This is a genomic window from Streptomyces sp. NPDC086080 (assembly GCF_044540255.1).
Classification (GTDB): domain Bacteria; phylum Actinomycetota; class Actinomycetes; order Streptomycetales; family Streptomycetaceae; genus Streptomyces.
Window position 1 is genome coordinate 175,313 of the sequence record NZ_JBITRU010000005.1, and the last position, 24,288, is coordinate 199,600.

The window sequence follows — 24,288 nt, forward strand, 5'->3', positions numbered from 1 at the left end:
ATTCACGCGAGTGGTGAATCTGATCAGTCGGGTCAACAGACCCCACGATCACTCGGGGTCCCGCGCCGACGACGAGCCGTAGCGAACGACCAGAGCCGGGGCCCCCTTCTCCCCCTGGGGAACAACACATGCGCATACGTGCCGCCGTGGCCACCGTGGCCGCCGTGGCCGCCGTGGCCACCGTGGCCACCGTGGCCGCCGTGGCCACCGTGGCCACCGTGGCCACCGTGGCCGCCGTGGCCACCGTCTCCGGCGCCCTTGCCCTGTCCGCCCTCGCCGTTCCGGCCGCCCAGGCCAATGGATCGTATGGCGACACCACGATCACCAAGGTCGTGGTCGACGGGGACAACAAGGTGCCCGTGGGCGCCTCCAGCCCGAAGACCATCACGGTCAGCGTGACCGCCAGGGACAACTCGGGCATCGCGAGTGCCGAGGAGTTCTGGCTGTACGGTCCCGACTACGGGAACTTCTCGACGGGCCGGCCCACCTGCAAGGCGGCAAGCTCCACCACGTCCACCTGCACCGCCTCGGTCCTGGTGGCCCCGAAGGTCGACTACCTCAGCAACGCCAGCGCCGGCACCTGGTACGTCGAGGCCTGGGTCGACGCCAAGGACCACGACTACGTGTGGAAGCAGAAGGCCGGTTCCTTCAGGTTCCAGCGGGCCTCGCAGCTGACGGTCAACGCCACGCCCGAGCCGGTGAAGAAGGGCAGGACGATCACCGTCACCGGCAAGCTCACCCGCGCCAACTGGGAGACGCTCAGGAACGGCGGCTACTCCGGCCAGTCGGTGAAGCTCCAGTTCCGTAAGAAGACCGCCAAGAGCTACACCACCATCAGGACCATCAAGACCAACTCCAAGGGCGAGCTGAAGACCACCGTCAAGGCCTCCGCCGACGGCTACTTCCGCTACTCCTACGTGGGCAACTCGATCACCGCGGCGGTCAACTCCGCCGCCGACTTCATCGACGTGAAGTAGACCCGGCGCAAGGGCGGTGGGCGGGCCCCGGCCCCGCTAGGCGGGGAACCGCCGGCCCACCCACCGCCACAGCAGCTCCAGCACCCCCGCCGCGACGACCGCGATGCCGGCCGCCGTCCACGGCATCGTCATGCCCACCAGCCTCAGCGCGAAGAAGTGCTGGAGCCACGGCACCACCAGCACCAGCAGGAACCCCCCGCCCATCGCCGCCACCAGACCGATGCGCCACCACGTGTACGGCCGGGCGATGATCGCCAGCACCCAGAGCGAGATCAGGAACAGCGTCAGCGTCGCCGCGCTCGTCTCCGCCTCCAGCGCGCCCTCGCCGCTGTAGTGCTCCCGGGCGATCAGATACGTCGTGAAGGTCGCCGTCGCGGCCAGCACCCCGCCCGGGATCGCGTACCGCATGACCCGCTTCACGAAGTTCGGGCGGGCGCGTTCCTTGTTGGGGGCGAGCGCCAGGAAGAACGCCGGGACGCCGATGGTGAGCGTGGCCAGCAGGGTCAGATGGCGCGGCAGGAACGGGTACTCCACCTGCGAGAGCACCACCAGCACCGCCAGCAGCACCGAGTACACCGTCTTCACCAGGAACAGCGTCGCGACCCGGGTGATGTTGCCGATCACCCGGCGGCCCTCCGCCACCACCGACGGCAGCGTGGCGAAGCTGTTGTTCAGCAGCACGATCTGCGCGACCGCCCGGGTGGCCTCCGAACCGGAGCCCATCGCCACACCGATGTCCGCGTCCTTCAGCGCCAGCACGTCGTTCACACCGTCACCGGTCATCGCCACCGTGTGGCCGTCCGACTGCAGCGCGCCCACCATGTTCCGCTTCTGCTGCGGGGTGACCCGACCGAACACCGTGCCCTCGTCCAGCGCCTTCGCCATGGCGTCCGGATCGGCGGGCAGCCGGCGCGCGTCCACCGCCGTACCGGACAGGCCCAGCTTGGCCGCGACCGCGCCGACCGACACCGCGTTGTCCCCGGAGATGACCTTGGCCCGGACGTCCTGCTCGGCGAAGTAGCGCAGGGTGTCGGCGGCGTCGGGCCGCAGCCGCTGCTCCAGCACCACCAGCGCGGCCGGCCGTACGCCCGTCGCGGCGGCGGGGTCGTCGACGTCCACCCCGGGACGGACCCGGGCGAGCAGCAGCACCCGCAGCCCCTGCTCGTTCATCCGCCCGGTCTCCGCCAGCGCCGGGTCACCGGACTCCAGCAGCACGTCCGGGGCCCCCAGGAGCCAGCTGACGGCCTCCCCGCCCCGCTCCTCCTCGAACGTCGCGCCGCTGTACTTGCGGGCGGAGGAGAAGGGCAGCGTGTCGGTCAGGCGCCACTCGGTGGTGTCCGGGAACGCGTCGATGAGGGCCCGCAGGGAGGCGTTCGGGCGGGGGTCCGCCGAGCCGAGCTCGCCCAGCACCTTGCGCAGGTACGTGCCGTCGCCGTCCCCCAGCACCCGCAGCTCGGTGACGTTCATGCCGCCCTCGGTGAGCGTGCCGGTCTTGTCCAGGCAGACCGTGTCGACCCGGGCCAGCCCCTCGATGGCGGGCAGCTCCTGCACCAGGCACTGCTTGCGGCCCAGCCGGATCACGCCGATCGCGAAGGCGACGGAGGTGAGCAGCACCAGCCCCTCGGGGACCATCGGCACGATCCCGCCGACCGTGCGGGCGATCGAGTTCTTCAGCTCGTTGTCCTTGACCACCAGCTGGCTGATGATCAGACCGATCGCGGTCGGGACCATCATCCACGTCACGTACTTGAGGATCGTGGAGATGCCGCTGCGCAGTTCGGAGTGGACGAGGGTGAAGCGGGACGCCTCCTCGGCGAGCTGCGCCGCGTAGGCCTCGCGCCCCACCCTGGTCGCCTGGAACGAGCCACCGCCCGCGACGACGAAACTGCCCGACAGGACCCGGTCACCGGGCTGCTTCACCACGGGGTCGGCCTCGCCGGTGAGCAGTGACTCGTCGATCTCCAGGCCGTCCGCCTCGGCACACACCCCGTCGACGACGACCTTGTCACCCGGTCCGATCTCGATCAGGTCGTCCAGCACGATCTCGGACGTGCCGACCCGCGCCGACACCCCGTCGCGGCGCACCGTCGGCCGCGCCTCGCCGATCACCGCCAGGGAGTCCAGGGTCTTCTTCGCCCGCCACTCCTGGACGATCCCGATGCCAGTGTTGGCGAGGATCACGAAGCCGAACAGGCTGTCCTGGATCGGCGCGACGATCAGCATGATCACCCAGAGCACGCCGATGATCGCGTTGAACCGGGTGAACACGTTCGCGCGGACGATCTCGGTGAGAGAGCGGCTGCTGCGCGCGGGCACGTCGTTGACCTGACCGCGCGCCACCCGTTCGGCGACTTCCGCGGAGTTGAGCCCGGTCGCCGGGGAGGTGACCGTGGCGGGGAGCGCGGTATCGGCCCGGGCGCCCGCATCGAGATGCGTCATGCCTTCGACGGTACGTGCGGATACGGGACCGTACCCACCCGAACGGCGGAAGATCAGACCTGGGGAGGAGAGATGTGGACGGGCGTCGTGCCGTGGTCGTACGACGGTGTCAGGGGCGGCAGTTGGGTCCGCCGCCGTCCGGGCCGCCCGCCGCCGCCCGCCGCCGTCCGCGCCGTCAGGGCCGCCGGGGCTGCTCAGGCCATCCGGGCCGTCCGCGCGGTTCGGGCCGTCCGCCGCTGTCCGGGCCGTCCGCGCCGCTCAGGCCGTCCGGGCCGCCCGCGCCGCTTCGTCCCGCTTGATCGCGGCGTCACGCCTGCGGACGTACCAGATGCCGATGAAGCCGAGCCCGCCGCCGGCCAGGCAGGTCCACAGCCACCAGGTGTGGCCGCGGTCGTCGAACCAGCCGTAGAACGGCAGCTGCACCAGGAACAGGGCGAACCAGACGATCGTGCCGCCGGTGATGGTGGCGACCACGGGGCCCTCCAGGGGCTCCGGCGCCTCGTGCTTGGGGGTCCACTTCGCCATGCGGACAGCTTACGAGGGCCCGCCGCCGTGCTGTCGGCGGGCCGGACGCGTGAGGTACGCCGCACCGCGTACGGATCCGGCCAGGCCCGCCCGTGCTTGTCTACGCGCGGAGATAGCATCGACGGGCTTATATGTTCATACTGAATCCGTTTGTCTCTGACCGCTTTCATTCGTAGAAAACACCAAAGGGCTTTGGGGGAGGCCTGCCGGTGATGAGGTCCTCGCATGTCCACGTCGGCCCCCGTCAAGGCCCCCACCCCCGAGCAGCCGGGGTCCGGTGCCGGAACCGGCGCCCTCGACCGCTACTTCCGGATCAGCGAGCGCGGCAGCACCCTGCCCCGTGAGATCCGCGGCGGTCTCGCCACCTTCTTCGCCATGGCCTACATCATCGTGCTGAACCCGATCATCCTGGGCAGCGCGAAGGACATGTACGGCCACCAGCTCGACAACGGCCAGCTGGTCACCGCGACCGCCCTGACCGCGGCGTTCACCACGCTCCTCATGGGCGTCATCGGCAACGTCCCGATCGCGCTGGCCGCCGGCCTCGGTGTGAACTCCGTCGTCGCCCTTCAGCTCGCGCCGCGCATGTCGTGGCCGGACGCCATGGGCATGGTGGTGCTGGCCGGCTTCATCGTCATGCTGCTGGTCGCCACCGGCCTGCGGGAACGCGTCATGAACGCCGTCCCGTACGGGCTGCGCAAGGCCATCGCCATCGGTATCGGCCTGTTCATCATGCTGATCGGTCTGGTCGACTCCGGCTTCGTCACCCGCATCCCGGACATCGCCCAGACCACGGTCCCGCTCCAGCTGGGCGCCGGCGGTCACCTCAACGGCTGGCCCGTCCTCGTCTTCGTCCTCGGCACGCTGCTCACCCTGGCGCTGATCGTGCGCAAGGTGCCCGGCGCGATCCTCATCTCGATCGTCGCCATGACGGTCGTCGCGCTGGTCGTCAACGCCGTCGCGGACATCGAGTCCTGGGGCCTGACCACGCCCACCTGGCCCGGCAACCCCGTCGCCACCCCCGACTTCGGTCTGATCGGCCAGGTCAGCCTGTTCGGCGGCTTCGGCAAGGTCGGTGTGCTGACCGGCGTCCTGTTCGTCTTCACCGTGCTGCTGTCGTGCTTCTTCGACGCGATGGGCACGATCATGGGCGTCTCGGACGAGGCCAAGCTGACCGACGGCGAGGGCCAGATGCCCGGCATCAACAAGGTCCTGTTCATCGACGGTGTCGCGGTCGCCGCGGGCGGTGCGAGCTCCTCCTCGGCCGCCACCGCGTTCGTGGAGTCCACGGCCGGTGTCGGCGAGGGCGCGCGGACCGGCTTCGCCAACCTCGTCACCGGCGCGATGTTCGCCCTGGCGCTGTTCCTCACCCCCGTCGCCACCATGGTCCCCTCCCAGGCGGCCACCCCGGCGCTGGTGGCGGTGGGCTTCCTGATCCTGGCGGGCTCGATCAAGGAGATCGACTGGGCGGACTACACGATCGCCGTCCCGGCCTTCGTGACGATGCTGATGATGCCGTTCACCTACTCGATCACCAACGGCATCGGCATGGGCTTCATCACCTTCGCCGTGCTGCGCCTGGCGGCCAGCCGCGGCCGCGAGGTCCCGGCGGCGATGTACGCGGTGGCGGCGGTCTTCGCCTTCTACTACCTGATGCCGGCGCTGGGCCTGACCTGATGCCGGTACTGGGCCCGACCTGATGGGGCCGGGCCCGACCCGAGGGGAGGCGGCGGGCCCTCTCGGCGGGCCCCTCAGGTGACCCCGTAGAACTTCTCCGTCTCCTCGACCGCGGCCTGGAACCGCTGGTCGAAGTCATCGCGCATGAGCGTCCGGACGACATAGTCCTGGACGCTCATGCCGCGTCTGGCGGCATGCTCCCGGAGTCGTTCGAGCAGTTCGCGGTCCATACGCAGGCTGAGCACGTCGGTCCCCATGGGCATGAGCGTTGTCGCACACCCGGGTGTGGTGTGTCGTGTTTCGTGGCCGGATCACTCGTATGGGTGATTCGGTGTGACAAGGGTGGCCGGAGTCACGGCGGACGGCACGTCACCCGGGTGTTCTTTAGAGAGAGTAATGAGTTAAGCTAAGGAACATGCCGGACCTCAGCCATGGCGACGACGCAGCCGCCGTGAACGCCCTTCGCTCCGCCGTGATGCGGCTGTCACGTCGGCTCAAGCACCAGCGCGTCGACGAATCCCTGAGCCCCACCGAGATGTCGGTGCTGGGCACCCTGGCCCGCTGCGGCCACGCCACCCCGGGCGAGCTCGCCCGCAAGGAGCATGTCCAGCCGCCCTCGATGACCCGCATCGTGGCCCTGCTGGAGGCCAAGGGGCTCGTCCGCCTTGAGCCGCACCCCGACGACCGCCGCCAGAAGGTCGTCACGCAGACCGAGCAGGCCGAGGCGATGCTCGAGGAGAGCCGCCGCAAGCGGAACGCGTTCCTGGCGACGCTGGTGCAGGATCTGGACGAGGACGAGTGGGCGAAACTGCGCGCCGCCGCCCCCGTGCTGGAGAAGCTCGCACACCTCTGAGCGTCCCGGCATCCGGCCATCCAGCCATTCGAATATCCGAGCATCCGAGCATCCGAGCATCCGCGCAGGCAGCAGTGCCGCGAGCAGCGGCCGAGCAAGGAGGCGAACCCTTTTGAGTACGGGATCCGGAGCAGCTTCCGCCCCCGCACCTGACCCCAACGACACCCGGTCCACCCTCGACATCAGCCCCACCCGCAAGAAGTCGATGTTCTCCTCGCTGCGGGTCAGGAACTACCGCCTGTTCTTCCTCGGCCAGGTCGTCTCCAACATCGGCACCTGGATGCAGCGCATCGCCCAGGACTGGCTGGTGCTCAGCCTCACCGGCTCCTCGGCCGCCGTCGGCATCACCACGGCCCTGCAGTTCCTGCCGATGCTGCTGTTCGGCCTGTACGGCGGTGTCCTCGTCGACCGGCTGCGCAAGCGGCCCACCCTCTTCGTCACCCAGTGCGCGATGGCCCTCACCGCGCTCGCGCTCGCCGTCCTCACCCTGACCGGCCGCGTCGAGGTCTGGCACATCTACCTCGCCGCCTTCGCCCTCGGTCTCGCCACGGTCGTCGACAACCCCGCCCGCCAGGCCTTCGTCTCCGAGCTCGTCGGCCCCGGCCAGCTGCAGAACGCGGTCAGTCTCAACTCCGCGAACTTCCAGTCCGCCCGCCTGGTCGGCCCCGCCGTCGCGGGTCTGCTGATCACCGGCGTCGGCACGGGCTGGGCGTTCCTCCTCAACGGCCTCTCCTTCGTCGCCCCGCTGGCCGGCCTGATGATGATGCGCGCCCGCGAACTGCACCCCGTCGAACGCGCCCCGCGCGGCAAGGGACAGCTGCGGGAGGGCCTGCGCTATGTCAGCGGACGGCCCGAACTGCTCTGGCCGATCGTGCTGGTCGGCTTCATCGGCACCTTCGCCTTCAACTTCCCCGTCTACCTCTCGGCCTTCGCCGACGAGGTCTTCGACGGGGGCGCGGGCGTCTACAGCATGTTCAACACCCTCGTGGCGGTCGGCTCGGTCTCCGGCGCCCTCCTCGCGGCCCGGCGCGGCACCGCCCGGCTGCGGCTGGTGATCCTGGCCGCGATGGCCTTCGGCACGCTGGAGATCGTGGCCGCCGCGTCGCCCCGGCTGTGGATGTTCGCGCTGGTCATGATTCCGCTGGGCCTGTTCTCGATGACGGTCAACGTCACCACCAACAGCAGCCTCCAGATGACCACCGACCCGCTCATGCGCGGCCGTGTCATGGCCCTCTACATGATGGTCTTCCTCGGCGGTGCCCCGGTCGGCGCCCCGATCGTCGGCTGGATCACCGACACCTACGGCGCCCGCGTGGGCTTCGCCACCGGGGGCGCGGTCGCGGTGGTCGCGGCGTCCGTGATCGGCCTGATCCTGGCCAGGGCCGGCGGCCTGCGGCTGTCGGTGGGCTGGCACGGCGGCCACCCGCGCGTGCGGTTCGTGCCGCGGGAGCGGCGCGAGGAACTGGTTTCGGCGGTGTGACGGGGCCGCCGGCGCGGTCAGTCGCGGGGGAACTCGTCGGTCTTGAGGACGAGACCGACGACCGTCCCGGTCAGATCGACTTCGCTGCCGAAGCCGAAGCGCACGGAGGCGTGGTACTTACCGTCCTCCGGCAGCGTGTGCAGGTGCCACTCGCCGGTGTACGGGTCGACGATCAGGTACACCGGCACGCCCGCGGCGGCGTAGGTGTCCTTCTTCGGGCCGTAGTCGTTGCCCGCGGTGCTCCTGGAAATCACCTCGGCGATGAACTCGACGTCCTCGAAGCGCCAGAGCCCCTTCCCGTTCTTGGCCGCACCCTCGGCCAGCAGGGTCACGTCGGAGGCGAAGCCGTTGAGGTGTCCCGGGTAGTCGATGCGGACATCGGACTTGACCCGCTTGCGCGGATACTTCACGCGGAGCTGATCGTAGATGTTCGCGATGATCTCCCAGCGGGTGTCCCGCTGCGGTGCCATGAAGATGTGCCCCCCGACGATCTCGGTCTTGTAGCCCTCGGGGATGGGCATCTTCTCCAGCCACTCGAACATCGCGTCAAGTGTGAGCTCGTCGCCGCTCTCGGCCATCGCGATCCTGTCTTCGAGGACGGTCATCGTGGCGCTCCTCCCCGGCTGCCGCTCGATTCGATGCGTACAGCCGCGCGGTACAACGATACGCACGGCGACCAGGACACGTGGGAGCGTGCGGACGCTCCCTGCGAGACTGGACCCATGAGGCTCTTCGCCGCCGTGCTGCCGCCGGAAGACGTGCTCCACGAGCTTGCCGCCGAGGTGGCGAAGCTGAGGGCGCTGCCCGGCGCCGACGGGATGCGGTGGACCGAGCGGGCCGGATGGCACTTCACGCTCGCGTTCTACGGGGAGGTCGCGGACGAGCTCGCACCGGAGCTGGTCGCGCGGCTGACGCGGGCCGCGGCCCGGACGGACCCCTTCGAGCTGGCCCTGCGCGGCGGGGGGCAGTTCGGGCAGGGCAGGGCGCTGTGGACCGGGGCGGAGGGGGATCTGCGCACGATGCGGCTGCTGGCCGGGCGGACCGAGGCCGCGGCGCGGAAGGCCGGGGTGGCGATGGAGGAGCACCGGCGGTACAAGGCCCACCTGACGGTGGCCCGCAGCCGGGAGGCCGTCGACGTACGGCCGCACGTGGCGGCCCTGCGTGCGTGGCGCGGGCGCACCTGGACCGTGAACGAGCTGGTGCTGGTGCGCAGCAGGCTCCCGGCATCCGGGGTGCCGGGCGAGCAGCCCCGCTATGAGGCGGTCGCCCGACGGGTGCTCGGTGCGGCCGGTTAGGCTCGAAGGCGTGGACCCGAAGACCCGGAACCGGATCATGGCCGGTGCGCTCGTACTGATGTTCGTCGTCGTAGGGCTGGCGGCGGCGCTGGGCAAGTAGCGCCGTCGGCTGCCGTGAGGCGCGGGTGCGGGTGCGGGTGCGTGGGGGCTGGTCGCGCAGTTCCCCGCGCCCCTGAGGGCGTTGCCCTGCCCGGCGTCGCCGAGGTGGCGGTGGTGCTGGGAGCCCGGCGGGGTGAGGGGACCCGGTGTGCGGAAGGGGCCCTCTGCTGCCAGTCGCGCAGTTCCCCGCGCCCCTGAGGGCGTTGCCCTGCCCGGCGCTGCCGAGGGGGCGGCGCCGGGGAGAGCCTGGCGCGGTGAGGGGACCCGGTGTGCGGATGGGTGCCCCCTGCTGCCAGTTCCCCGCGCCCCTGGGGGCGTTGCCCTGCCCGGCGTCGCCGAGGGGGCGGCGCCGGGGAGAGCCCGGCGGGGTGAGGGAGCCCGGTGTGGGCGCCCCCTGCTACCAGGCGAAGGCCTCGGGGGACGGGCCCGGCCCCGGGAAGATCTCGTCCAGGGAGGTCAGCAGCTCCTGGCTCAGCTCCAGCTCGACCGCCTTCAGCGCGGACGCGAGCTGCGCGGCGGTGCGCGGACCGACGATCGGGCCGGTCACCCCGGGCCGGGTGAGCAGCCAGGCGAGACCGGCCTCGCCGGGCTCGATGCCGTGCTTGTCGAGCAGGTCCTCGTACGCCTGGATCCGGGCGCGCGCGGTGGGATCGGCGAGCGTGTCGGCGGCCCGGCCGGAGGCGCGGCGGCCGCCCTCCGCCTCCTTCTTGATCACACCGCCCAGCAGACCGCCGTGCAGGGGCGACCAGGGGATGACCCCGAGTCCGTACTCCTGTGCGGCCGGGATGACCTCCATCTCGGCGCGGCGCTCGGCGAGGTTGTAGAGGCACTGCTCGCTGACCAGGCCGATGGTCCCGCCGCGCCGGGCGGCGATCTCGTTCGCCTGGGCGATCTTGTAGCCGGGGAAGTTCGAGGAACCGACGTAGAGGATCTTGCCCTGCTGGATCAGGACGTCGACCGCCTGCCAGATCTCCTCGAACGGGGTGTCCCGGTCGACGTGGTGGAACTGGTAGAGGTCGATGTAGTCGGTGCCCAGCCGCTTCAGCGAGGCCTCGACCGCGCGCCGGATGTTCACGGCGGACAGCTTGTCGTGGTTGGGCCAGGCATCGCCGTCGGCGGCCATGTTCCCGTACACCTTCGTCGCGAGGACCACCTTGTCGCGGCGGTCGCCGCCCTTCGCGAACCAGCTGCCGATGATGCTCTCGGTGCGGCCCTTGTTCTCGCCCCACCCATAGACATTGGCCGTGTCGAAGAAGTTGATCCCGGCGTCCAGCGCCGCGTCCATGATGGCGTGTGAGTCGGGCTCGTCGGTCTGCGGACCGAAGTTCATCGTCCCGAGGACGAGCCGGCTGACCTTGAGACCTGTGCGTCCGAGCTGCGTGTACTTCATGTGCATCAAGCCAACGGCTTGGAGTGCGCTCTATGCAAGGGGGTGACGATCAGTCGGCGGTGCCCGCGGGGACGACCCAGGCGGTCCGCTGTCCGGTGACCGAGGCGATCATGTCGAAGTCGCCGGAACCCCGTGCTTGATATCGTCGCCCCGGCTCGTGGTGCTGTCAGGCCCCCTCGTACGGCCCGCCCAGGTCCCACTCCCGCCACATCGCCTCCGCGAAGGCGCCGGCGATCTTGTGTTCGCCGGTCTCGTTGGGGTGGGTGCCGTCGTAGGTGTCGGTGTGGAAGTCGTACGACGCCGGGGGCGGGACGAGCAGCAGGGAGGAGCCCGGTGCGTCGAGGTCGGCGACGGTCTTCGCGAGGAGTTCGTTGAAGCGGGTGACCTGCTCGGCGAAGGACTCGTCCGTCTCCACCCGGATGTTGCGGACCACCGGCATGACGGCCATGCGGACGCCCGGCCCGGCGGCCCTCGCCTCGGCCACGAACGTGCGGACGTTGTCCGCCGTCTGCTCGGCGTTCGTATAGAAGCCGAGGTCGATCAGGCCCAGCGAGACCAGCAGCACATCCGCCCGGCAGGAGCGCACGGCCTCGCCGATCAGCGGGGTCATGTGGTGCCAGCCCTCGCCCCAGCCGGCGAGATGGGCGCGGGGGAAGTCCGGATCGGCGTACGCGTACGACGTGGGGGCGTCGGCCGACGGGTCGTGGAGCGTCTCGCGCGGGCCCACCAGTGTGAAGGGGCCGCCGTACGCCGTGCACAGGTGCTGCCACAGCCGGTAGCGCCAGGTGTGTTCACCCGCGCTCCCGATCGTCATCGAGTCACCTACGGGCATGAACCTGAGCACCCGCTCATCATGGTCGATCAGCCCGCCCGCCGCGATGTGAGACCGACCACCCGCCGTGAAGTCCGGTGAGGGATGGCACCCTTGGCACATGCGCAGAACCTTGACCCTGCTCGCCGCGACCCTTCTCACGGGCGCGCTCGCCGTGCCCGCCTCCGCAGCCGAAAGCGCCGACGGCAACGAGGGGTTCAGCATCAACGACCCGCGCATCACCGAGTCCAGCGGGCTCGCCGCCTCCCGCCTCCACCCCGGCGTCTACTGGACGCACAACGACAGCGACGACGGCCCCTACCTCTACGCCGTCGACAGCGCGACCGGCGAGACCGTCGCCCGCCTCACCCTCACCGGCATCGGCTCGCCCCGCGACGTCGAGGCCATCTCCGTCGGCCCCGGCAACAAGATCTTCGTCGGGGACATCGGGGACAACCTCGGTGGCACCTGGCCGTACGTGTGGATCTACGAACTGCCCGAGCCGAAGAAGCTGGGCGACGCGACCGTGCGGGCTACGCAGTACGTCGTGAAGTACTCCGACGGGCCCCGGGACGCCGAGTCGATGGTCGTGCACCCGAAGACCGGGCGGGTCTACATCGTCGACAAGAAGGAGGAGGGCGGGCATCTCTACGAGGGCCCGGAGAAGCTCTCCTCCTCCGGCGAGAACATCTTCCGGCCGATCGCCCCCGTCGAACTGTGGGCCACCGACGCGGCGCTCTCCCCGGACGGTCAACAGCTCGCCGTGCGCGGCTACTTCGGCGGTGTCCACTACGCCTGGAACGGCGGGAGGCTTCAGCGGAAGGACCGGCTGAGCGTGCCGCTCCAGGGGCAGGGGGAGTCCGTGACCTACTCCGCCGACGGCTCCCGGCTCATGTACGGCAGCGAGGGCTCCGGCAGCCCGGTCGAGTCCCGCGAGGCACCCGGCGCCGCTGAGGGCGGGGGCGGCGGCGGGAAGGGCGCCGCCGGCGCGCAGGACGGCAAGAGCATTGCGGACGGCGGCGGGACCACCGTCAAGATCGGCGCGGTGACGCTGGCCGTGGTCGTCGTGGCCCTCTTCGGACTGAGCCGGCGTCGCCGCCGTCGGTGAACCGGGCGCCGGTGCTCGGGACCGACGGTCGTCATCCTGAGGAGTGTGCTCCACGCGAGAGACCGATGCCCGGTCGGTCGTAGCCCGCGACGTCTTCGGCACCCCGGCCGGAGGGTCCTGGGGCAGGCAACCCGAGAAATCGTCGGAGTCGGTCTGGGCGACCGCCCGGGCCGTGAGTGAGCAGGGGCGCGTACGGACGGGCGAGGGGCGCCCGGCGGAGATGATCCGCCGGGCGCCCCTCGTCGTGCGGGACGTGTCTACAACTGCTCGATGACGTAGTCCACGCACTTCGTCAGGGCCTCGACGTCCGCCGGGTCGATCGCCGGGAACATCGCGACGCGGAGCTGGTTGCGGCCGAGCTTGCGGTAGGGCTCGGTGTCGACGACGCCGTTGGCGCGCAGGACCTTGGCGACGGCGGCGGCGTCGACCTCGTCCGTGAAGTCGATCGTGCCGATGACCTGGGAGCGCTTGCCCGGGTCGGTGACGAACGGGGTGGCGTACTTGGACTCGTCCGCCCACGCGTACAGGCGGGTGGAGGAGTCCTTCGTACGGGCCGTGGACCAGTCGAGGCCGCCCTGGCCGTTCAGCCACTCCAGCTGCTCGTTCAGCAGGAACAGGGTGGCCAGCGCCGGGGTGTTGTACGTCTGGTTCTTGCGGGAGTTGTCGATCGCCGTGGGGAGGCTGAAGAACTCCGGGACGTGGCGGCCGCTCGCGTGGACGCGCTCGGCGCGCTCGATCGCGGCGGGGGAGAACACGCCGATCCACAGGCCGCCGTCGGAGGCGAAGGACTTCTGCGGGGCGAAGTAGTAGACGTCCGTCTCGGCGATGTCGACCGGCAGGCCGCCCGCGCCGGAGGTGGCGTCCACCAGGACCAGGGAGCCCTCGTCGGCGCCGGCCACCCGCCTGATCGGCATGGCGACACCGGTGGAGGTCTCGTTGTGGGTGAACGCGTAGACGTCCACGCCGGCTTCGGCGGCCGCCTCGGGGTGCGTGCCCGGGTCGGAGGAGATGACGGTGGGCTCGGCCAGCCAGGGGGCGAGCTTGGACGCCTTGGCGAACTTGGAGCTGAACTCGCCGAAGGTGAGGTGCTGCGACTTGTTCTCGATCAGGCCGTGGGTCGCGATGTCCCAGAACGCGGTGGAGCCACCGTTGCCGAGGATCACCTCGTAGCCCTCGGGGAGGGAGAACAGCTCGGAGATGCCCTCGCGCACCTTGCCGACCAGGTTCTTCACCGGGGCCTGGCGGTGGGATGTGCCGAGCAGGGACGTGCCGGTCGCGGCCAGGGCGTCCAGCGCCTCCGTCCGCACCTTGGAGGGACCCGCGCCGAAACGTCCGTCGGCGGGCTTGATGTCAGCGGGAATCTGGATATCAGCCACGACCGGAGCCTATCGGCTGAGGGAAACCCCGGCGAAACATCGTCCGTCCGCTGAGACGGACCGGCCAGGTGGCGGACGGGTGGTGGGCGGACCGGGGGGGAGGTCCGGCCCACCACCCGCGTCGGTCACCCGCCGAGCTTCACCGGGAGCTCGAACAGGTCGTTCTGGGTGACCACCGGCTTGTTGCGCAGCTCACCCGCCGGGACCGCCAGGTCCAGCTTCGGGAAGCGGGCGTACAGGGCCGGCAGGGCCACACCGGCCTCCAGCCGGGACAGGGCGGCGCCGGGGCACACGTGCGGGCCGTGGCCGAAGGAGATGTGCCGGTTGGCGCTCTCCCGGGTGATGTCGAAGTCGCCGGCCGTCGGGCCGTGCGCCTGCTCGTCCCGGCCGATCGCCGCGTACGACACGATCAGCGCGTCGCCGGCCGGCAGGACCTTGTCACCCACCGGGATGTCCTCGGTCGCGAACCGGATCAGGACGTGTGAGGTGGGGGTCGAGTGGCGCAGCGTCTCCTCCACCACCGCCGACCAGTCCGCCGTGCCGGACAGCACCAGCTCCCGCTGCTCCGGATGGGTGGAGAGGCTGACCACCGCATTGACGATGAGGGAGATCGTGGTCTCGTGGCCGGCCGCCACCATCAGCTGGAGCGTGGCGACGATCTCCTCGTCGGTGAGGCTGTCGCCGTCCTCCGACGCCTGGATGAGCGCGGAGGTCAGGTCGTCGCCCGGGTGCTCGCGCTTGTGCGCGACCGTCTCGGCCATGATCCCGGCGAGCTCGGTCAGTGTCGCGATGACCTCCTCCGGCGGGGTCTGCGTGGAGAAGAACTTCTCGAAGAGCTCCTTCAGCCGCGGCAGCCGCTCCTCCGCAAGACCCATCAGGTCGGCGATCACGTACATCGGCAGCGGGTAGGCGAACAGCGCCTTGAGGTCGACCGGGTCACCGGACGGACCGGACGCGGCGGCCACCTGGTCCAGCAGCCCCTCGGTCAGTTCCGTGATCCGCTCCCGCATCCGCTCCACCCGGCGGGGCGTGAGGGCCTGCGCGACCAGCGTGCGCAGCCGGCGGTGGTCGGCGCCGTCCACGGTGAGCATGGAGCGGGGCGGGTTGGCCAGCCCGATCAGCGGCCAGTCGGGGGCTATCTCGCCGCGCTGCCAGGCCCCCCAGACGTTGATGTCCTTCACCAGACGCGGGTCGGTGAGCAGCTTCTTCGCCTCGGCGTGGTGCGTGACCGCCCACACCGGTACGTCGCCCGGCAGCATCACGGCGGCCAGCGGCCCCGCGGCCCGCAGCGCCGCGCTCTCTCCGTCCAGGTCGGAGACGAAGGGGTCGAGGTGGATCCGGGACTGCTCGGTACCCGTCGTCGTGGTGTCCGTAGCGGCCGTCATACGCGCTTGCCTCCAAGGGCGGGAGTGGGGGTGAAGGTGACCGGGAGTTCGGACAGGCCGCGCAGCCACGGAGAGGGGCGGCGGGTCAGCTGCGCGGCAGGCACCGCGAGGTCGATGTCCGGCAGCCGGTCCAGTACGACCTCGATACCGGTCCGGGCGATCACCTCGGCGACCTCCTGCGCCGGGAACGGGCAGCGGTGCTCCCCGTGGCCGAAGGAGAAGTGGGCGCCGTTGCCGCCGGTCAGCGCGGAGCTGTCGGTCCGCACCTGGGGGTCGGAGTTGGCGCCCTGGACGCCGAGGAGCACCATGTCGCCGGCGCGCACCCGGCGCCCGCCGAGCTGGGTGTCACGGGACGCCCAGCGGGCGGCCACGTTCTGGGTCGGCGCGTCCTCCCACAGCACCTCGTTCATCGCCTCGGCGATGCTGTTGCGGCCCCCGAAGAGGGAGGCGGCGAACCGGGCGTCGGTGAGCATCAGATGCAGGGAGTTGCCGATCCAGTCGGCGGTCGGCTGGTGCCCGGCCGCCGACATGACCATCAGGTCCTGGACGATCTCCTCGTCGGTGAACCCCGAGGTGTCGGCGAGCATCCGGGACGCGACGTCCTCCGCGGGCGCGACCCGGCGGGCGGCCACCAGCTCCGTCATCGACGTGAACAGGTGCATCTGGCCCGCGAGCGCGCGCTCCCGGCCGTCGATCATGTCGTTGAGGGCGGTGACCAGCGCAGGGCCCTGCTCGTCGGAGAAGCCGAACAGCCGGGCCAGCACCCGCACCGGCAGCAGCATCGCGAACTCGGCGATGATGTCGGCGGTCCCCTTGGGGCAGATGGCGTCGATCAGCTCGTCCGCGAACTTCTCGGCGTACCCGCGCAGTTCGAACGGATCGACCGCCTCCAGCGCGTTCACCAGCATCCCGGCCCGCTCACGGTGCCGCTCGCCGACGGTGTAGAGGATCGACGGCTGCTTGCGGCCGATCATCGGCAGCAGCGGCCAGTCGTCGGGGATGTTGTCCCACTGGTTCCACAGCTCGGAGTCGCGGCTGAACAGCACCGGGTCGCCGGTCACCTGGTGCAGCTCGCGGTAGCCGAGCACCAGCCAGGCCGGCGCGTCCCCGTCCAGCACCACGGGGACGACGCTGCCGTGGTCGCGTCGCAACTCCCGGTACACCCGGGCCGGATCGCCCTGGAGCAGGGGGCCGCTGAACGGGACGGCGTTCGGATGGGTGGCGGGACTCACACCAGCTCCTGACGGGGGGCTCGGGCAGGGTCGGCGTACAGGGCCTGGATGTGCTCCACCAGCGTGATCAGCACGATCTTGCTGGACTCCCGGGACCGTGCGTCGCAGTTGACCAGCGGGACGTGCGGGTCGAGGTCGAGGGCCTCGCGGATCTGCGCCGGGGTGAAGGTGGCGCCGCCGAAGTCGTTGCAGGCCACGATGAACGGCGTGCCGTGCTGCTCCAGCCGGTCGATGGCGTACCAGGAGTCGTCGATGCGCCGGGTGTCGACCAGCACGACCGCGCCGAGCGTGCCGGAGAACAGCCGGTCCCACAGGAACCAGAAGCGTTCCTGGCCGGGCGCGCCGAACAGGTACAGCACGTTGTGCGAGTCGAGCGTGATGCGCCCGAAGTCGAAGGCGACGGTGGTGGCGGTCTTGCCGCTCACCCCGCTGGTGTCGTCGACGGCCTCGCCGGCCTGCGTCATCGTCTCCTCGGTGTTGAGGGGACGGATCTCGCTGACCGAGCGGACCATCGTCGTCTTGCCGGCGCCGAAGCCGCCCACGACCACGATCTTCAGGCCGTTGTCGGCCGACGCGCCCAGCGGCGTACGGGTCTCGGTGACCGTTTCCGTGCGCGGGTCAGAGGTTGCGGAGTCCAACGAGCACCTGCTCCAGGATGTCGGGGTCGGGTACGGCGGCCTTGCGGGGGTGACGGGCACTGACCCGGCCCGCCGCCTGAAGGTCGGAGAGCAGGATCCGGGTGATGCTCACGGGGAGCTTCAGCTCGGCCGCGATCTCCACGACCGCCGTGGGGCGTTCGGTCATCCGCAGGATCGCCGCGTGCTCGGACTGCATGCCGGGCACCGGATCGCATTCGGCGACGACCAGGGTCACCAGGTCGAAGGGGTTGTCGGGACCGGACCGGCTGCGTCCCCCGGTGAGGGTGTACAGCCGGTCGGGTGCGTCGTCCCTGCCGGGCCGGCTCATGAGCTGCGCGGCAGCGCGGTCAGGTGCTCGCCGAGCTGTTCCACGAGTTCGCTCATGTTGTGCCCGATGAGCCCGGCGTCCGCGTCCTCACTGGTGACGACGGCCAGGTGCGCGCCGTCGCCGGCCTCGACGATGAACAGCACGCCTCCGTAGAACTCGGTCATCGCCGAGCGCACCCCGCCGCTGCCGTCGCCGAACTCGACCGAGGCGCCGTGCGACAGCGACTGGATGCCGGCGGAGATCGCGGCGAGCTGGTCGGCCTGGTCGGCGGACAGCTCCGGGGTGCGGCACAGTTTCAGGCCGTCACGCGACAGCACGAGCGCGTGCCGCGCGCCCGGCGTGCGCTCCAGCAGGCCCTCCAGCAGCCAGGTGAGCTTGTCGTCGGCGGTCGTCGTGCCGGTCATGAGGTGGTGTCGCCTTCCGGGGTCGCGGGTGTGGTCTGTGGTTCGGGGGTCTGGTCGGGGGTGATACGGGTGCCGCCGGGGCCGGTTCGGGGTTCTGTGCCTGTGCCGGATCCTGTGCCGGATCCTGTGCCGGTTGCTGTGCCGGTTTCTCCGCCGGGGGCGTCCGGGGTGATGCCGGTGTCCGGGTCGGCCGTGTCGTCCGGGGTGGGGGTGCGGACCGCCTGGCGGAAGCTGCTGAAGCGGGCGGTGCGGGCCCTCGTCTCCTCGGCCGTCGGGGCGGGCCGGGGTTCGGAGGGACGGCCGCTGCCGGAACGGCCGCGCTCGGCCTCGGCCAGGGTCCGTCCCCGGCGGCGGCGGGGCAGCACGAGGGCCTCCGTCGTGTCCGGGTCCGGGTCCGGGGACGGCGACTCGTGGGTGGGGACCGGGTCGGGGTCGAGGTCGGCTCCGGCGCGGGAGGCGGCGTAGGAGGGTGCGGGGCGGACGCTCGCGGGGGATGCGGGGCGTTCGGCCGACGTGGTGCCGGTGCCGGTGGTTGTGCCCGTGCCGGGGGTGGAGTCGCTGCCGTGGGCGGTGGTGTGGCTGGTCTCCGGTTCCGGCCGGTCCGTGGTGGTGGCGGCCGGGGTGGTCACGGTGCGGCCGCCCCGGCGGTGGGGGAGGCCGTCGGACGCCGGGTCGGCGCTGTGCACGGAGTCCACGGAGTCCTTCGCGTCCTTGGGGTCGGGCGGGGTGGTGCCGGACGACACACTGGGGGTGGACGGGGTGCTGCGGCCGGGCGTCGCCGGGGCCGGCAGCGGGGTCGCGGGCGCCGCGTCCGCCGGTACGAGGATGTCCTGCGGGACGAGAATCAGTACGCCCGTGCCACCGCGGGCCGAGGGACGGTAGGAGACCCGGAGCCCGTACCGCCGGGCCAGCCGGCCGACCACCGCGAGGCCCAGCCGGGTGCCGGTCAGTCCACCGAGCTCGGTGGACTCGCCGGAGACCGCGCGTTCGGCGCGGCGCAGCTGCGCCTCGCCCATCACGAGCCCGCTGTCCTCGACGGACACGATGACCCCGGCCGGGACTTCCTCGACGTAGACATGGACCTCGGCGGTCGGCGGCGAGAAGTTCGCCGCGTTGTCGAGGAGTTCGGCGAGCGCGTGCATCACGCCCTCGGCGGCGTGCCCGGCGACGGCGGTGTCGCTGGTGGAGTGGACGCGGACCCGCTGGTAGCCGCTGATGCGGCCCATGGCGCCGCGCAGGATCGACTCCATGGCGATGGGCCGGGCCCAGCGGCGGCCGGAGCGGGCGCCGGTGAGGACGGCGATGGAGTCGGCGAGCCTGCCCGCCTGCGCGGTGCGGTGGTCGAGGTGGAGCAGATCGGCGAGGACCTCCTCGTCGTGGTGCTTCTCCTCCATCGCCCGCAGGTCGGCGAGCATGCCGGTGGAGAGCGCCTGCATGCGTCCGGCCGCGTTGGCGGTCGCGGAGACGGCGGCGGCACGGATGCCGTTGGCCTCGCGCAGCTTCGCGGTCAGCACCGCGTTCTGTTCGCGGAGCCGGTCGCGCTCGGACATCAGCTCGTCCCGCGCCTCCTCCAGCCGCTTCAGCTCCTCGACGTGGTCGCGGGCCGTCCGGGCGGTGTGGGCCGCGTGTTCCTCGGTGATGAGGTGCAGCTTCTTGGCGTGTTCGTCGGTGAGGCGCTCGGTCTCGGCGGTGTGCGTCTCGGTGAGCCGGGCTCGCGTGTCGGCGTGCTCCCGCATCAACCGTGCGAGGTCATCGGCGTGTTGCTCGGTGAGCCGGTCCCGTTCGGCGGCCAGGGTCTCGGCGAGGTGGGCCCGCTCCTGGTCCAACTCGGCGAACAGACGGGCGCGTTCCCGGTTGAGTTCGCCGGTCAGCCGCTCGTGCTGGCGGCGGGAGTCCTCGGTCAGCCGGGCCCGCTCCTGGAGCAGCCGTCCGACGTCCTGGGTGACGGACTCCAGCCGCGTCCGTGCCGCACGGGCCGAGAGTATGGAGTACATGGCCACGGTGGCGGCCGCGCAGAGCAGCACGGCGGCGATCGTCCCGATCACCAGGGTGGCATCCACCGCGGCGTCCGGGACGAGGAAGAGTGCGGCGACGACCGCGAGCGCGGCGAGCGCCGCGGTGAGCAGCGGGACGGGCAACAGGCTGCGGGGGGTGGGGCGGTCGCCGGGGAGCAGGGGGGAGGTCATCAATCAGGGTCCTCGGTCGGGTCCTCGGTCGGTCCGCGGGCGTGCGCCGTCGTCTCCGCGCGGCCCTACGGGTGGGGTTCCATGGGGACGCCGGACCTGATTCTGGGGTCGCTTATCCGAACGAGGTCCGACAACTGAGCGCAACTCGCGGTCACTATATGAGAGTTCGTGACCAGGTTGGGGAGATTCCGCTTCCGTATTCGGTAAATCGCAGGGAGGCGGGGAGTCCGGGGGCGCCGTGAACCGTGTGCGCCGTCGCCCCTTCCCGGCCGCCGCGGAGGCATCCTGAGGGCATGACGGATCACCGGGAACTGCGGGCCGCACTGCGCGCCGCCGTGCGCGGCGAGGTCGACTTCGGCACGACCGCGCGTGCCCTGACCACGATGGATGCCTCCAACTACCGCCGGGTGCCGCTCGGCGTGGTGGTCCCGCGGGACGCCGACGACGTGGCGGCGGCGCTGTCGGTGTGCCGGACGTACGGCGTCCCCGTGGTGCCGCGCGGCGGGGGCACGTCGATCGCGGGGCAGGCGACCGGCACCGGCGTAGTGCTCGACTTCACACGCCACATGAACCGCCTGCTGTCCCTCGACCCCCGGGCGCGCACGGCCGTCGTCCAGCCCGGCCTCGTCCTCGACCGCCTCCAGGAGGCCGCCGCCCCGCACGGTCTGCGCTTCGGCCCGGACCCCTCCACCCACAGCCGCTGCACCCTCGGCGGCATGATCGGCAACAACTCCTGCGGTTCCCACTCGGTGGCCTGGGGGACGACGGCCGACAGCGTGCGCGAGCTGTCGGTCGTCACCCCGCGCGGGGAGCGACTGCGCCCGGGACGGGCATGGGCGGGCGCCCCGGCGGGACTGCGGGACCTGGTGGACGGCGAACTCGCGCACCTGCGCACGGCTTTCCCGGACCTCCCGCGGCGCATCTCCGGCTACGCGATGGACGCCCTGCTGCCCGAGAACGGCGCCGATGTCGCCCGCTCCCTCTGCGGCGCGGAGGGCACGCTGGGCGTGGTCACGGAAGCGGTCGTGGACCTCGTACGGGCGCCCCGCGCGTGTGCCCTCGCCGTGCTGGCGTACGCGGACGAGAGCGGGGCCGCGCAGGCGGCGGCGGGACTGCTGGAGCACGGCCCGCTGACAGTGGAGGGTATGGCGGCCGATCTCGTACCGTCCGGGGCGGACCTCCCGCGCGGGGGCGCCTGGCTGTTCGTGGAGACCGGCGGGGACACGGCGGAGGAGGCGCGCGCGCGGGCGGAGACGATCGTCCGCGCGGCGGACGTCCTGGACGCCCTGGTGGTCACCGACCCGGCCCGGCAGCGCGCGCTGTGGCGGATCCGGGAGGACGCGAGCGGCACGGCGACCAGGATGCCGGACGGGACGGAGGCGTGGCCCGGCTGGGAGGACTGCGCGGTACCGCCCGCCCGGCTCGGCGCGTACCTGCGGGACTTCCGGGCGCTGATGGCGGACCACGGCCTGCGCGGCGCCCCGTACGGGCACTTCGGGGACGGCTGCATCCACGTCCGCATCGACTTCGACCTGCTGACCGCGCCGGGCATCGCCCGCTTCCGTCGCTTCTCGGAGGAGCTGGCCGGCCTGGTCGTCTCCCACGGCGGCTCCCTCTCCGGCGAACACGGCGACGGCCAGGCCCGTGCGGAACTCCTCCCGCGCATGTACGGCACGGAGACGGTCGCCCTCTTCGCACGCCTGAAGTCCGTCTGGGACCCCGACGACCTGCTCAACCCCGGCATGCTGGTCCGCCCCGCCCCCCTGGACGCGAACCTCCGCTTCTCCGTCCTCCCGCGCGAACCGGTGGACGTCGCCTTCGGCTACCCCGCCGACGGCGGCGACTTCCCGGCGGCGGTACGGCGCTGCGTGGGCGTCGCCAAGTGCCGTACGACGTCGGTGTCGGGGCCGGCGGTGATGTGCCCGTCCTTCCGCGCGACGGGTGAGGAGGAGCACTCCACGCGCGGGCGCGCGCGCCTCCTGCACGAGATGCTCGCGGGCGAACTGATCACCGACGGCTGGCGCTCCACGGAGGTACGGGACGCCCTGGACCTGTGCCTGTCCTGCAAGGGCTGCCGCTCGGACTGCCCGGTCGGGGTCGACATGGCCACGTACAAGGCGGAGTTCCTCCACCACCACTACGCGGGCCGCCGCCGTCCCGCCGCGCACTACGCGATGGGGTGGCTTCCGGTGTGGCTGCGCTGGGTGGCCCGGACGAGGTTGGCGGGCGTGGTCAACGCGCTGGCTTCGGTGGGCCCGTTGGCCCGGGTGGCGAAGCGGCTGGGGGGAATCGCGGGAGAGCGGGAGATCCCGCGCGTGGCCGGCGAGACATTCACCCGCTGGTGGCGACAGCGGCGGCCAGGCCTCCCGGGTGAGGGCGGCCCAGGCCGGTCCTCCGCCGGGGACCGGTCTGGCCGCCCGCCGGCGGGGGGCAGGTCGGTGCCTGCTGCCGGGGACGGGCCTGAGCCCTCTGCCGGAGGTCGGCCGGGTCCCCTGTCCGGGGGCATGTCTGCGTCTTCTGTCGGGGACGGGCCGGAGTCTTGTGTCCGGGATGGGTCCGGGTCCTCTGCCGGGGACCGGTCTGGCCGCCCGCCGGCCGGGGACAGGCCTGCGCCAGCTGTCGGGGACGGGTCCGAGTCCTCTGCTGGAGGCCGGCGCCAGTCGCCGGTCGAAGGCCCGCTGGTGGTGCTCTGGCCGGACACCTTCACCGAGCACCTGTCGCCCTCGGTGGGCCGGGCCGCCGTACGCGTCCTGGAGGCGGCGGGCCTGCGGGTGGCGCTGCCGCCGACCCTGCGGACGACCGGCAGGGTGGGCGACGCCCGCACCCGCTCGGCCCTGTCCCTGCTGACCGCCCGCCGATCCCGCGTCTGCTGCGGCCTCACCTACCTCTCCACGGGTCAGCTCGACCGCGCCCGTACGGTCCTGACCCGCACCCTCGACCTCCTGGAACCGGTCCTCGCCACCGATGCCCCCCTGGTCGTCCTGGAACCGAGCTGTGCGGCCGCTCTGCGCACGGACGCCCCGGAACTCCTCCACGACGACCCCCGCGCGGCGCAACTCGCCGCACGTGTCCTGACCTTCGCGGAAACCCTGGAGCGGTACGCCCCGGACTGGACCCCACCGCCGGTGAACCGTCCGGTCACCGGCCAGACCCACTGCCACCAGCACGCGGTGCTTGGCGACGACCCCGACCGCCGGCTCCGTGCGGCGGCCGGCCTCACCGGCGAACTGACGGGCGGCTGCTGCGGCCTGGCCGGCAACTTCGGCTTCGAGAAGGGCCACTACGAGGTCTCGGCCGCCTGCGCCGAGGACCAGTTGCTCCCCTCGGTCCGGGATGCCCCGGAGGGCGCGATCGTCCTGGCCGACGGCTTCTCCTGCCGTACGCAACTGGAACAGCTCGCGGGCGTACGGGGACGCCACCTGGCGGAGGTGCTGGCGGCGGCCCTGGAGAAATAGGTGAGCAGCCGCCACCCTTCTGTCCTCGACGCGCTCAGTTGAGCCGCTCCAGCCTCCGTCCCCGGCTCTCCGCCACCCGCAGCGCGTCGGTGAGGGCGTGGGTGAGGCACTCGGCGAGGTGGCGCAGCTCACCGCGCGGTGCGTCCGGCAGGAGCTCCCGCGCATGGGCGAGCAACTCCCGCCCCATCCCCAGCTGCACGGCCTCGGTGGCGTCGGCGAGCCGCGACACCGGACCGCCGTGATCATCGCTGACCAGGTAGCACGCCTTGCCCTCACTCCCGGCCCAGGGCAGCAGACGCGGCTCGCGCGGTTCACTCATGCCGCCTGCCTCTCCGGGAACCAGGGGGCGGTGACGTAGGGGCGCACGGCTACGGTCTCGGCTCCGTCCAAGACGGAGGGCAGGCCGTAAGGGCTGCGGTGCGAGGGGAGGATCGGCCGAGTCGCCGCCGGGCGAGGCGAGGCGGGTACGGACGAGAACACCGCGCGGGAGCTGGCACGGCGATGGGCCCCGCCCGGGTTCAGCAGCAGGTCCACCCACGCGAGAAGGCGGCCGATAAGGTCGGTCATGTCATCAGCTCCATAGGTTCATCTGGTGGCCACACCCCGGGACGGCGGCATCCGTCGCCGGGG

Annotated in this window: 22 protein-coding genes; 7 read left to right on the forward strand and 15 right to left on the reverse strand. The window is 71.7% G+C overall.

Translation table 11 applies throughout. From position 1 onward, the window contains the following. Window positions 1-236: 236 nt before the first annotated feature. Window positions 237-977, forward strand: a complete 741-nt coding sequence (locus ACIF9R_RS08665; RefSeq protein WP_399976646.1) for a calcium-binding protein — start codon at window positions 237-239, stop codon at window positions 975-977. A gap of 36 nt (window positions 978-1,013) precedes the next feature. On the opposite strand, the gene ACIF9R_RS08670 is transcribed toward ACIF9R_RS08665, so the two are convergent. Then, window positions 1,014-3,416: an HAD-IC family P-type ATPase gene (locus ACIF9R_RS08670; protein ID WP_399976182.1), complete on the reverse strand. Its 2,403-nt coding sequence runs from the start codon at window positions 3,414-3,416 to the stop codon at window positions 1,014-1,016. Window positions 3,417-3,674: 258 nt separating this feature from the next. Beyond that, window positions 3,675-3,941 (reverse strand): DUF2530 domain-containing protein, encoded by a 267-nt coding sequence (locus ACIF9R_RS08675; protein ID WP_399976185.1) that lies wholly within the window; start codon window positions 3,939-3,941, stop codon window positions 3,675-3,677. Window positions 3,942-4,166: 225 nt separating this feature from the next. On the opposite strand from ACIF9R_RS08675, the gene ACIF9R_RS08680 reads away from it, so the two are divergent. Further along, window positions 4,167-5,618 (forward strand): NCS2 family permease, encoded by a 1,452-nt coding sequence (locus tag ACIF9R_RS08680; RefSeq protein ID WP_399976188.1) that lies wholly within the window; start codon window positions 4,167-4,169, stop codon window positions 5,616-5,618. Window positions 5,619-5,692: 74 nt separating this feature from the next. Here ACIF9R_RS08680 and ACIF9R_RS08685 read toward each other — a convergent pair whose 3' ends face one another. Continuing rightward, window positions 5,693-5,875 carry a ribbon-helix-helix protein, CopG family gene (locus tag ACIF9R_RS08685; RefSeq protein WP_103542967.1) on the reverse strand — a complete coding sequence of 61 codons (183 nt, stop codon included), beginning with the start codon at window positions 5,873-5,875 and terminating at the stop codon, window positions 5,693-5,695. A gap of 158 nt (window positions 5,876-6,033) precedes the next feature. On the opposite strand from ACIF9R_RS08685, the gene ACIF9R_RS08690 reads away from it, so the two are divergent. Next, on the forward strand, window positions 6,034-6,471 hold the full coding sequence (locus ACIF9R_RS08690; RefSeq protein ID WP_399976191.1) for a MarR family winged helix-turn-helix transcriptional regulator: 438 nt from the start codon (window positions 6,034-6,036) through the stop codon (window positions 6,469-6,471). Window positions 6,472-6,583: 112 nt separating this feature from the next. Further along, a complete protein-coding gene (locus ACIF9R_RS08695) occupies window positions 6,584-7,951 on the forward strand; it encodes an MFS transporter (protein ID WP_399976194.1) in 1,368 nt (455 codons plus the stop codon). A gap of 17 nt (window positions 7,952-7,968) precedes the next feature. Here the strand turns inward: ACIF9R_RS08695 and ACIF9R_RS08700 are convergent, their stop codons facing one another. Continuing rightward, window positions 7,969-8,556: a Uma2 family endonuclease gene (locus ACIF9R_RS08700; RefSeq protein WP_399976197.1), complete on the reverse strand. Its 588-nt coding sequence runs from the start codon at window positions 8,554-8,556 to the stop codon at window positions 7,969-7,971. 117 nt (window positions 8,557-8,673) lie between these two features. On the opposite strand from ACIF9R_RS08700, the gene thpR reads away from it, so the two are divergent. Then, complete coding sequence (gene thpR, locus ACIF9R_RS08705) at window positions 8,674-9,246, forward strand: RNA 2',3'-cyclic phosphodiesterase (protein ID WP_399976199.1); 573 nt, start codon at window positions 8,674-8,676, stop codon at window positions 9,244-9,246. Between the two features lie 496 nt (window positions 9,247-9,742). Here the strand turns inward: thpR and ACIF9R_RS08710 are convergent, their stop codons facing one another. Next, complete coding sequence (locus ACIF9R_RS08710; RefSeq protein WP_399976201.1) at window positions 9,743-10,735, reverse strand: aldo/keto reductase; 993 nt, start codon at window positions 10,733-10,735, stop codon at window positions 9,743-9,745. Between the two features lie 166 nt (window positions 10,736-10,901). Then, window positions 10,902-11,579: a GDSL-type esterase/lipase family protein gene (locus tag ACIF9R_RS08715; RefSeq protein WP_399976204.1), complete on the reverse strand. Its 678-nt coding sequence runs from the start codon at window positions 11,577-11,579 to the stop codon at window positions 10,902-10,904. Between the two features lie 88 nt (window positions 11,580-11,667). Between ACIF9R_RS08715 and ACIF9R_RS08720 the strand changes: the two genes are divergently transcribed. Continuing rightward, window positions 11,668-12,654: a WD40 repeat domain-containing protein gene (locus ACIF9R_RS08720; protein WP_399976206.1), complete on the forward strand. Its 987-nt coding sequence runs from the start codon at window positions 11,668-11,670 to the stop codon at window positions 12,652-12,654. A gap of 257 nt (window positions 12,655-12,911) precedes the next feature. On the opposite strand, the gene serC is transcribed toward ACIF9R_RS08720, so the two are convergent. From serC to ACIF9R_RS08755, 7 genes are all read right to left on the reverse strand, one after another. Beyond that, on the reverse strand, window positions 12,912-14,030 hold the full coding sequence (gene serC, locus ACIF9R_RS08725; RefSeq protein ID WP_399976209.1) for a phosphoserine transaminase: 1,119 nt from the start codon (window positions 14,028-14,030) through the stop codon (window positions 12,912-12,914). 125 nt (window positions 14,031-14,155) lie between these two features. Then, on the reverse strand, window positions 14,156-15,415 hold the full coding sequence (locus ACIF9R_RS08730; protein ID WP_399976212.1) for a cytochrome P450: 1,260 nt from the start codon (window positions 15,413-15,415) through the stop codon (window positions 14,156-14,158). Further along, a complete protein-coding gene (locus ACIF9R_RS08735; RefSeq protein ID WP_399976216.1) occupies window positions 15,412-16,647 on the reverse strand; it encodes a cytochrome P450 in 1,236 nt (411 codons plus the stop codon). Before ACIF9R_RS08735 ends, ACIF9R_RS08730 begins: the two co-directional genes overlap by 4 nt. Then, the gene (locus tag ACIF9R_RS08740) at window positions 16,644-17,285 is read right to left on the reverse strand and encodes a GTP-binding protein (RefSeq protein ID WP_399976218.1); all 642 of its coding nucleotides are present in this window, start codon (window positions 17,283-17,285) and stop codon (window positions 16,644-16,646) included. Before ACIF9R_RS08740 ends, ACIF9R_RS08735 begins: the two co-directional genes overlap by 4 nt. Next, window positions 17,266-17,613 carry a DUF742 domain-containing protein gene (locus ACIF9R_RS08745; protein WP_399976220.1) on the reverse strand — a complete coding sequence of 116 codons (348 nt, stop codon included), beginning with the start codon at window positions 17,611-17,613 and terminating at the stop codon, window positions 17,266-17,268. Before ACIF9R_RS08745 ends, ACIF9R_RS08740 begins: the two co-directional genes overlap by 20 nt. Next, window positions 17,610-18,017: a roadblock/LC7 domain-containing protein gene (locus ACIF9R_RS08750; RefSeq protein WP_399976223.1), complete on the reverse strand. Its 408-nt coding sequence runs from the start codon at window positions 18,015-18,017 to the stop codon at window positions 17,610-17,612. Before ACIF9R_RS08750 ends, ACIF9R_RS08745 begins: the two co-directional genes overlap by 4 nt. Continuing rightward, window positions 18,014-20,203, reverse strand: coding sequence for an ATP-binding protein (locus tag ACIF9R_RS08755; RefSeq protein ID WP_399976226.1), 2,190 nt, complete (start codon window positions 20,201-20,203; stop codon window positions 18,014-18,016). Before ACIF9R_RS08755 ends, ACIF9R_RS08750 begins: the two co-directional genes overlap by 4 nt. Window positions 20,204-20,496: 293 nt before the next feature. Here ACIF9R_RS08755 and ACIF9R_RS08760 point away from each other — a divergent pair, with 293 nt between their 5' ends. Next, window positions 20,497-23,658 carry an FAD-linked oxidase C-terminal domain-containing protein gene (locus ACIF9R_RS08760; RefSeq protein WP_399976229.1) on the forward strand — a complete coding sequence of 1,054 codons (3,162 nt, stop codon included), beginning with the start codon at window positions 20,497-20,499 and terminating at the stop codon, window positions 23,656-23,658. Between the two features lie 34 nt (window positions 23,659-23,692). Here ACIF9R_RS08760 and ACIF9R_RS08765 read toward each other — a convergent pair whose 3' ends face one another. Then, entirely contained in the window at window positions 23,693-23,977 is a 285-nt protein-coding gene (locus ACIF9R_RS08765) for a hypothetical protein (protein WP_399976231.1), read from the reverse strand. Next, the gene (locus ACIF9R_RS08770) at window positions 23,974-24,225 is read right to left on the reverse strand and encodes a hypothetical protein (RefSeq protein ID WP_399976234.1); all 252 of its coding nucleotides are present in this window, start codon (window positions 24,223-24,225) and stop codon (window positions 23,974-23,976) included. Before ACIF9R_RS08770 ends, ACIF9R_RS08765 begins: the two co-directional genes overlap by 4 nt. Between the last annotated feature and the right edge of the window lie 63 nt (window positions 24,226-24,288).

Coding starts and splice junctions, on each gene's coding strand:
- ACIF9R_RS08670 (WP_399976182.1), bottom strand. CDS start 3,416: ATGACGCATCTCGATGCGGGCGCCCGGGCCGATACCGCGCTCCCCGCC.
- ACIF9R_RS08675 (WP_399976185.1), bottom strand. CDS start 3,941: ATGGCGAAGTGGACCCCCAAGCACGAGGCGCCGGAGCCCCTGGAGGGC.
- ACIF9R_RS08680 (WP_399976188.1), top strand. CDS start 4,167: ATGTCCACGTCGGCCCCCGTCAAGGCCCCCACCCCCGAGCAGCCGGGG.
- ACIF9R_RS08685 (WP_103542967.1), bottom strand. CDS start 5,875: ATGGGGACCGACGTGCTCAGCCTGCGTATGGACCGCGAACTGCTCGAA.
- ACIF9R_RS08690 (WP_399976191.1), top strand. CDS start 6,034: ATGCCGGACCTCAGCCATGGCGACGACGCAGCCGCCGTGAACGCCCTT.
- ACIF9R_RS08700 (WP_399976197.1), bottom strand. CDS start 8,556: ATGACCGTCCTCGAAGACAGGATCGCGATGGCCGAGAGCGGCGACGAG.
- thpR (WP_399976199.1), top strand. CDS start 8,674: ATGAGGCTCTTCGCCGCCGTGCTGCCGCCGGAAGACGTGCTCCACGAG.
- ACIF9R_RS08710 (WP_399976201.1), bottom strand. CDS start 10,735: ATGAAGTACACGCAGCTCGGACGCACAGGTCTCAAGGTCAGCCGGCTC.
- ACIF9R_RS08720 (WP_399976206.1), top strand. CDS start 11,668: ATGCGCAGAACCTTGACCCTGCTCGCCGCGACCCTTCTCACGGGCGCG.
- ACIF9R_RS08730 (WP_399976212.1), bottom strand. CDS start 15,415: ATGACGGCCGCTACGGACACCACGACGACGGGTACCGAGCAGTCCCGG.
- ACIF9R_RS08745 (WP_399976220.1), bottom strand. CDS start 17,613: ATGAGCCGGCCCGGCAGGGACGACGCACCCGACCGGCTGTACACCCTC.
- ACIF9R_RS08750 (WP_399976223.1), bottom strand. CDS start 18,017: ATGACCGGCACGACGACCGCCGACGACAAGCTCACCTGGCTGCTGGAG.
- ACIF9R_RS08755 (WP_399976226.1), bottom strand. CDS start 20,203: ATGACCTCCCCCCTGCTCCCCGGCGACCGCCCCACCCCCCGCAGCCTG.
- ACIF9R_RS08760 (WP_399976229.1), top strand. CDS start 20,497: ATGACGGATCACCGGGAACTGCGGGCCGCACTGCGCGCCGCCGTGCGC.
- ACIF9R_RS08765 (WP_399976231.1), bottom strand. CDS start 23,977: ATGAGTGAACCGCGCGAGCCGCGTCTGCTGCCCTGGGCCGGGAGTGAG.
- ACIF9R_RS08770 (WP_399976234.1), bottom strand. CDS start 24,225: ATGACCGACCTTATCGGCCGCCTTCTCGCGTGGGTGGACCTGCTGCTG.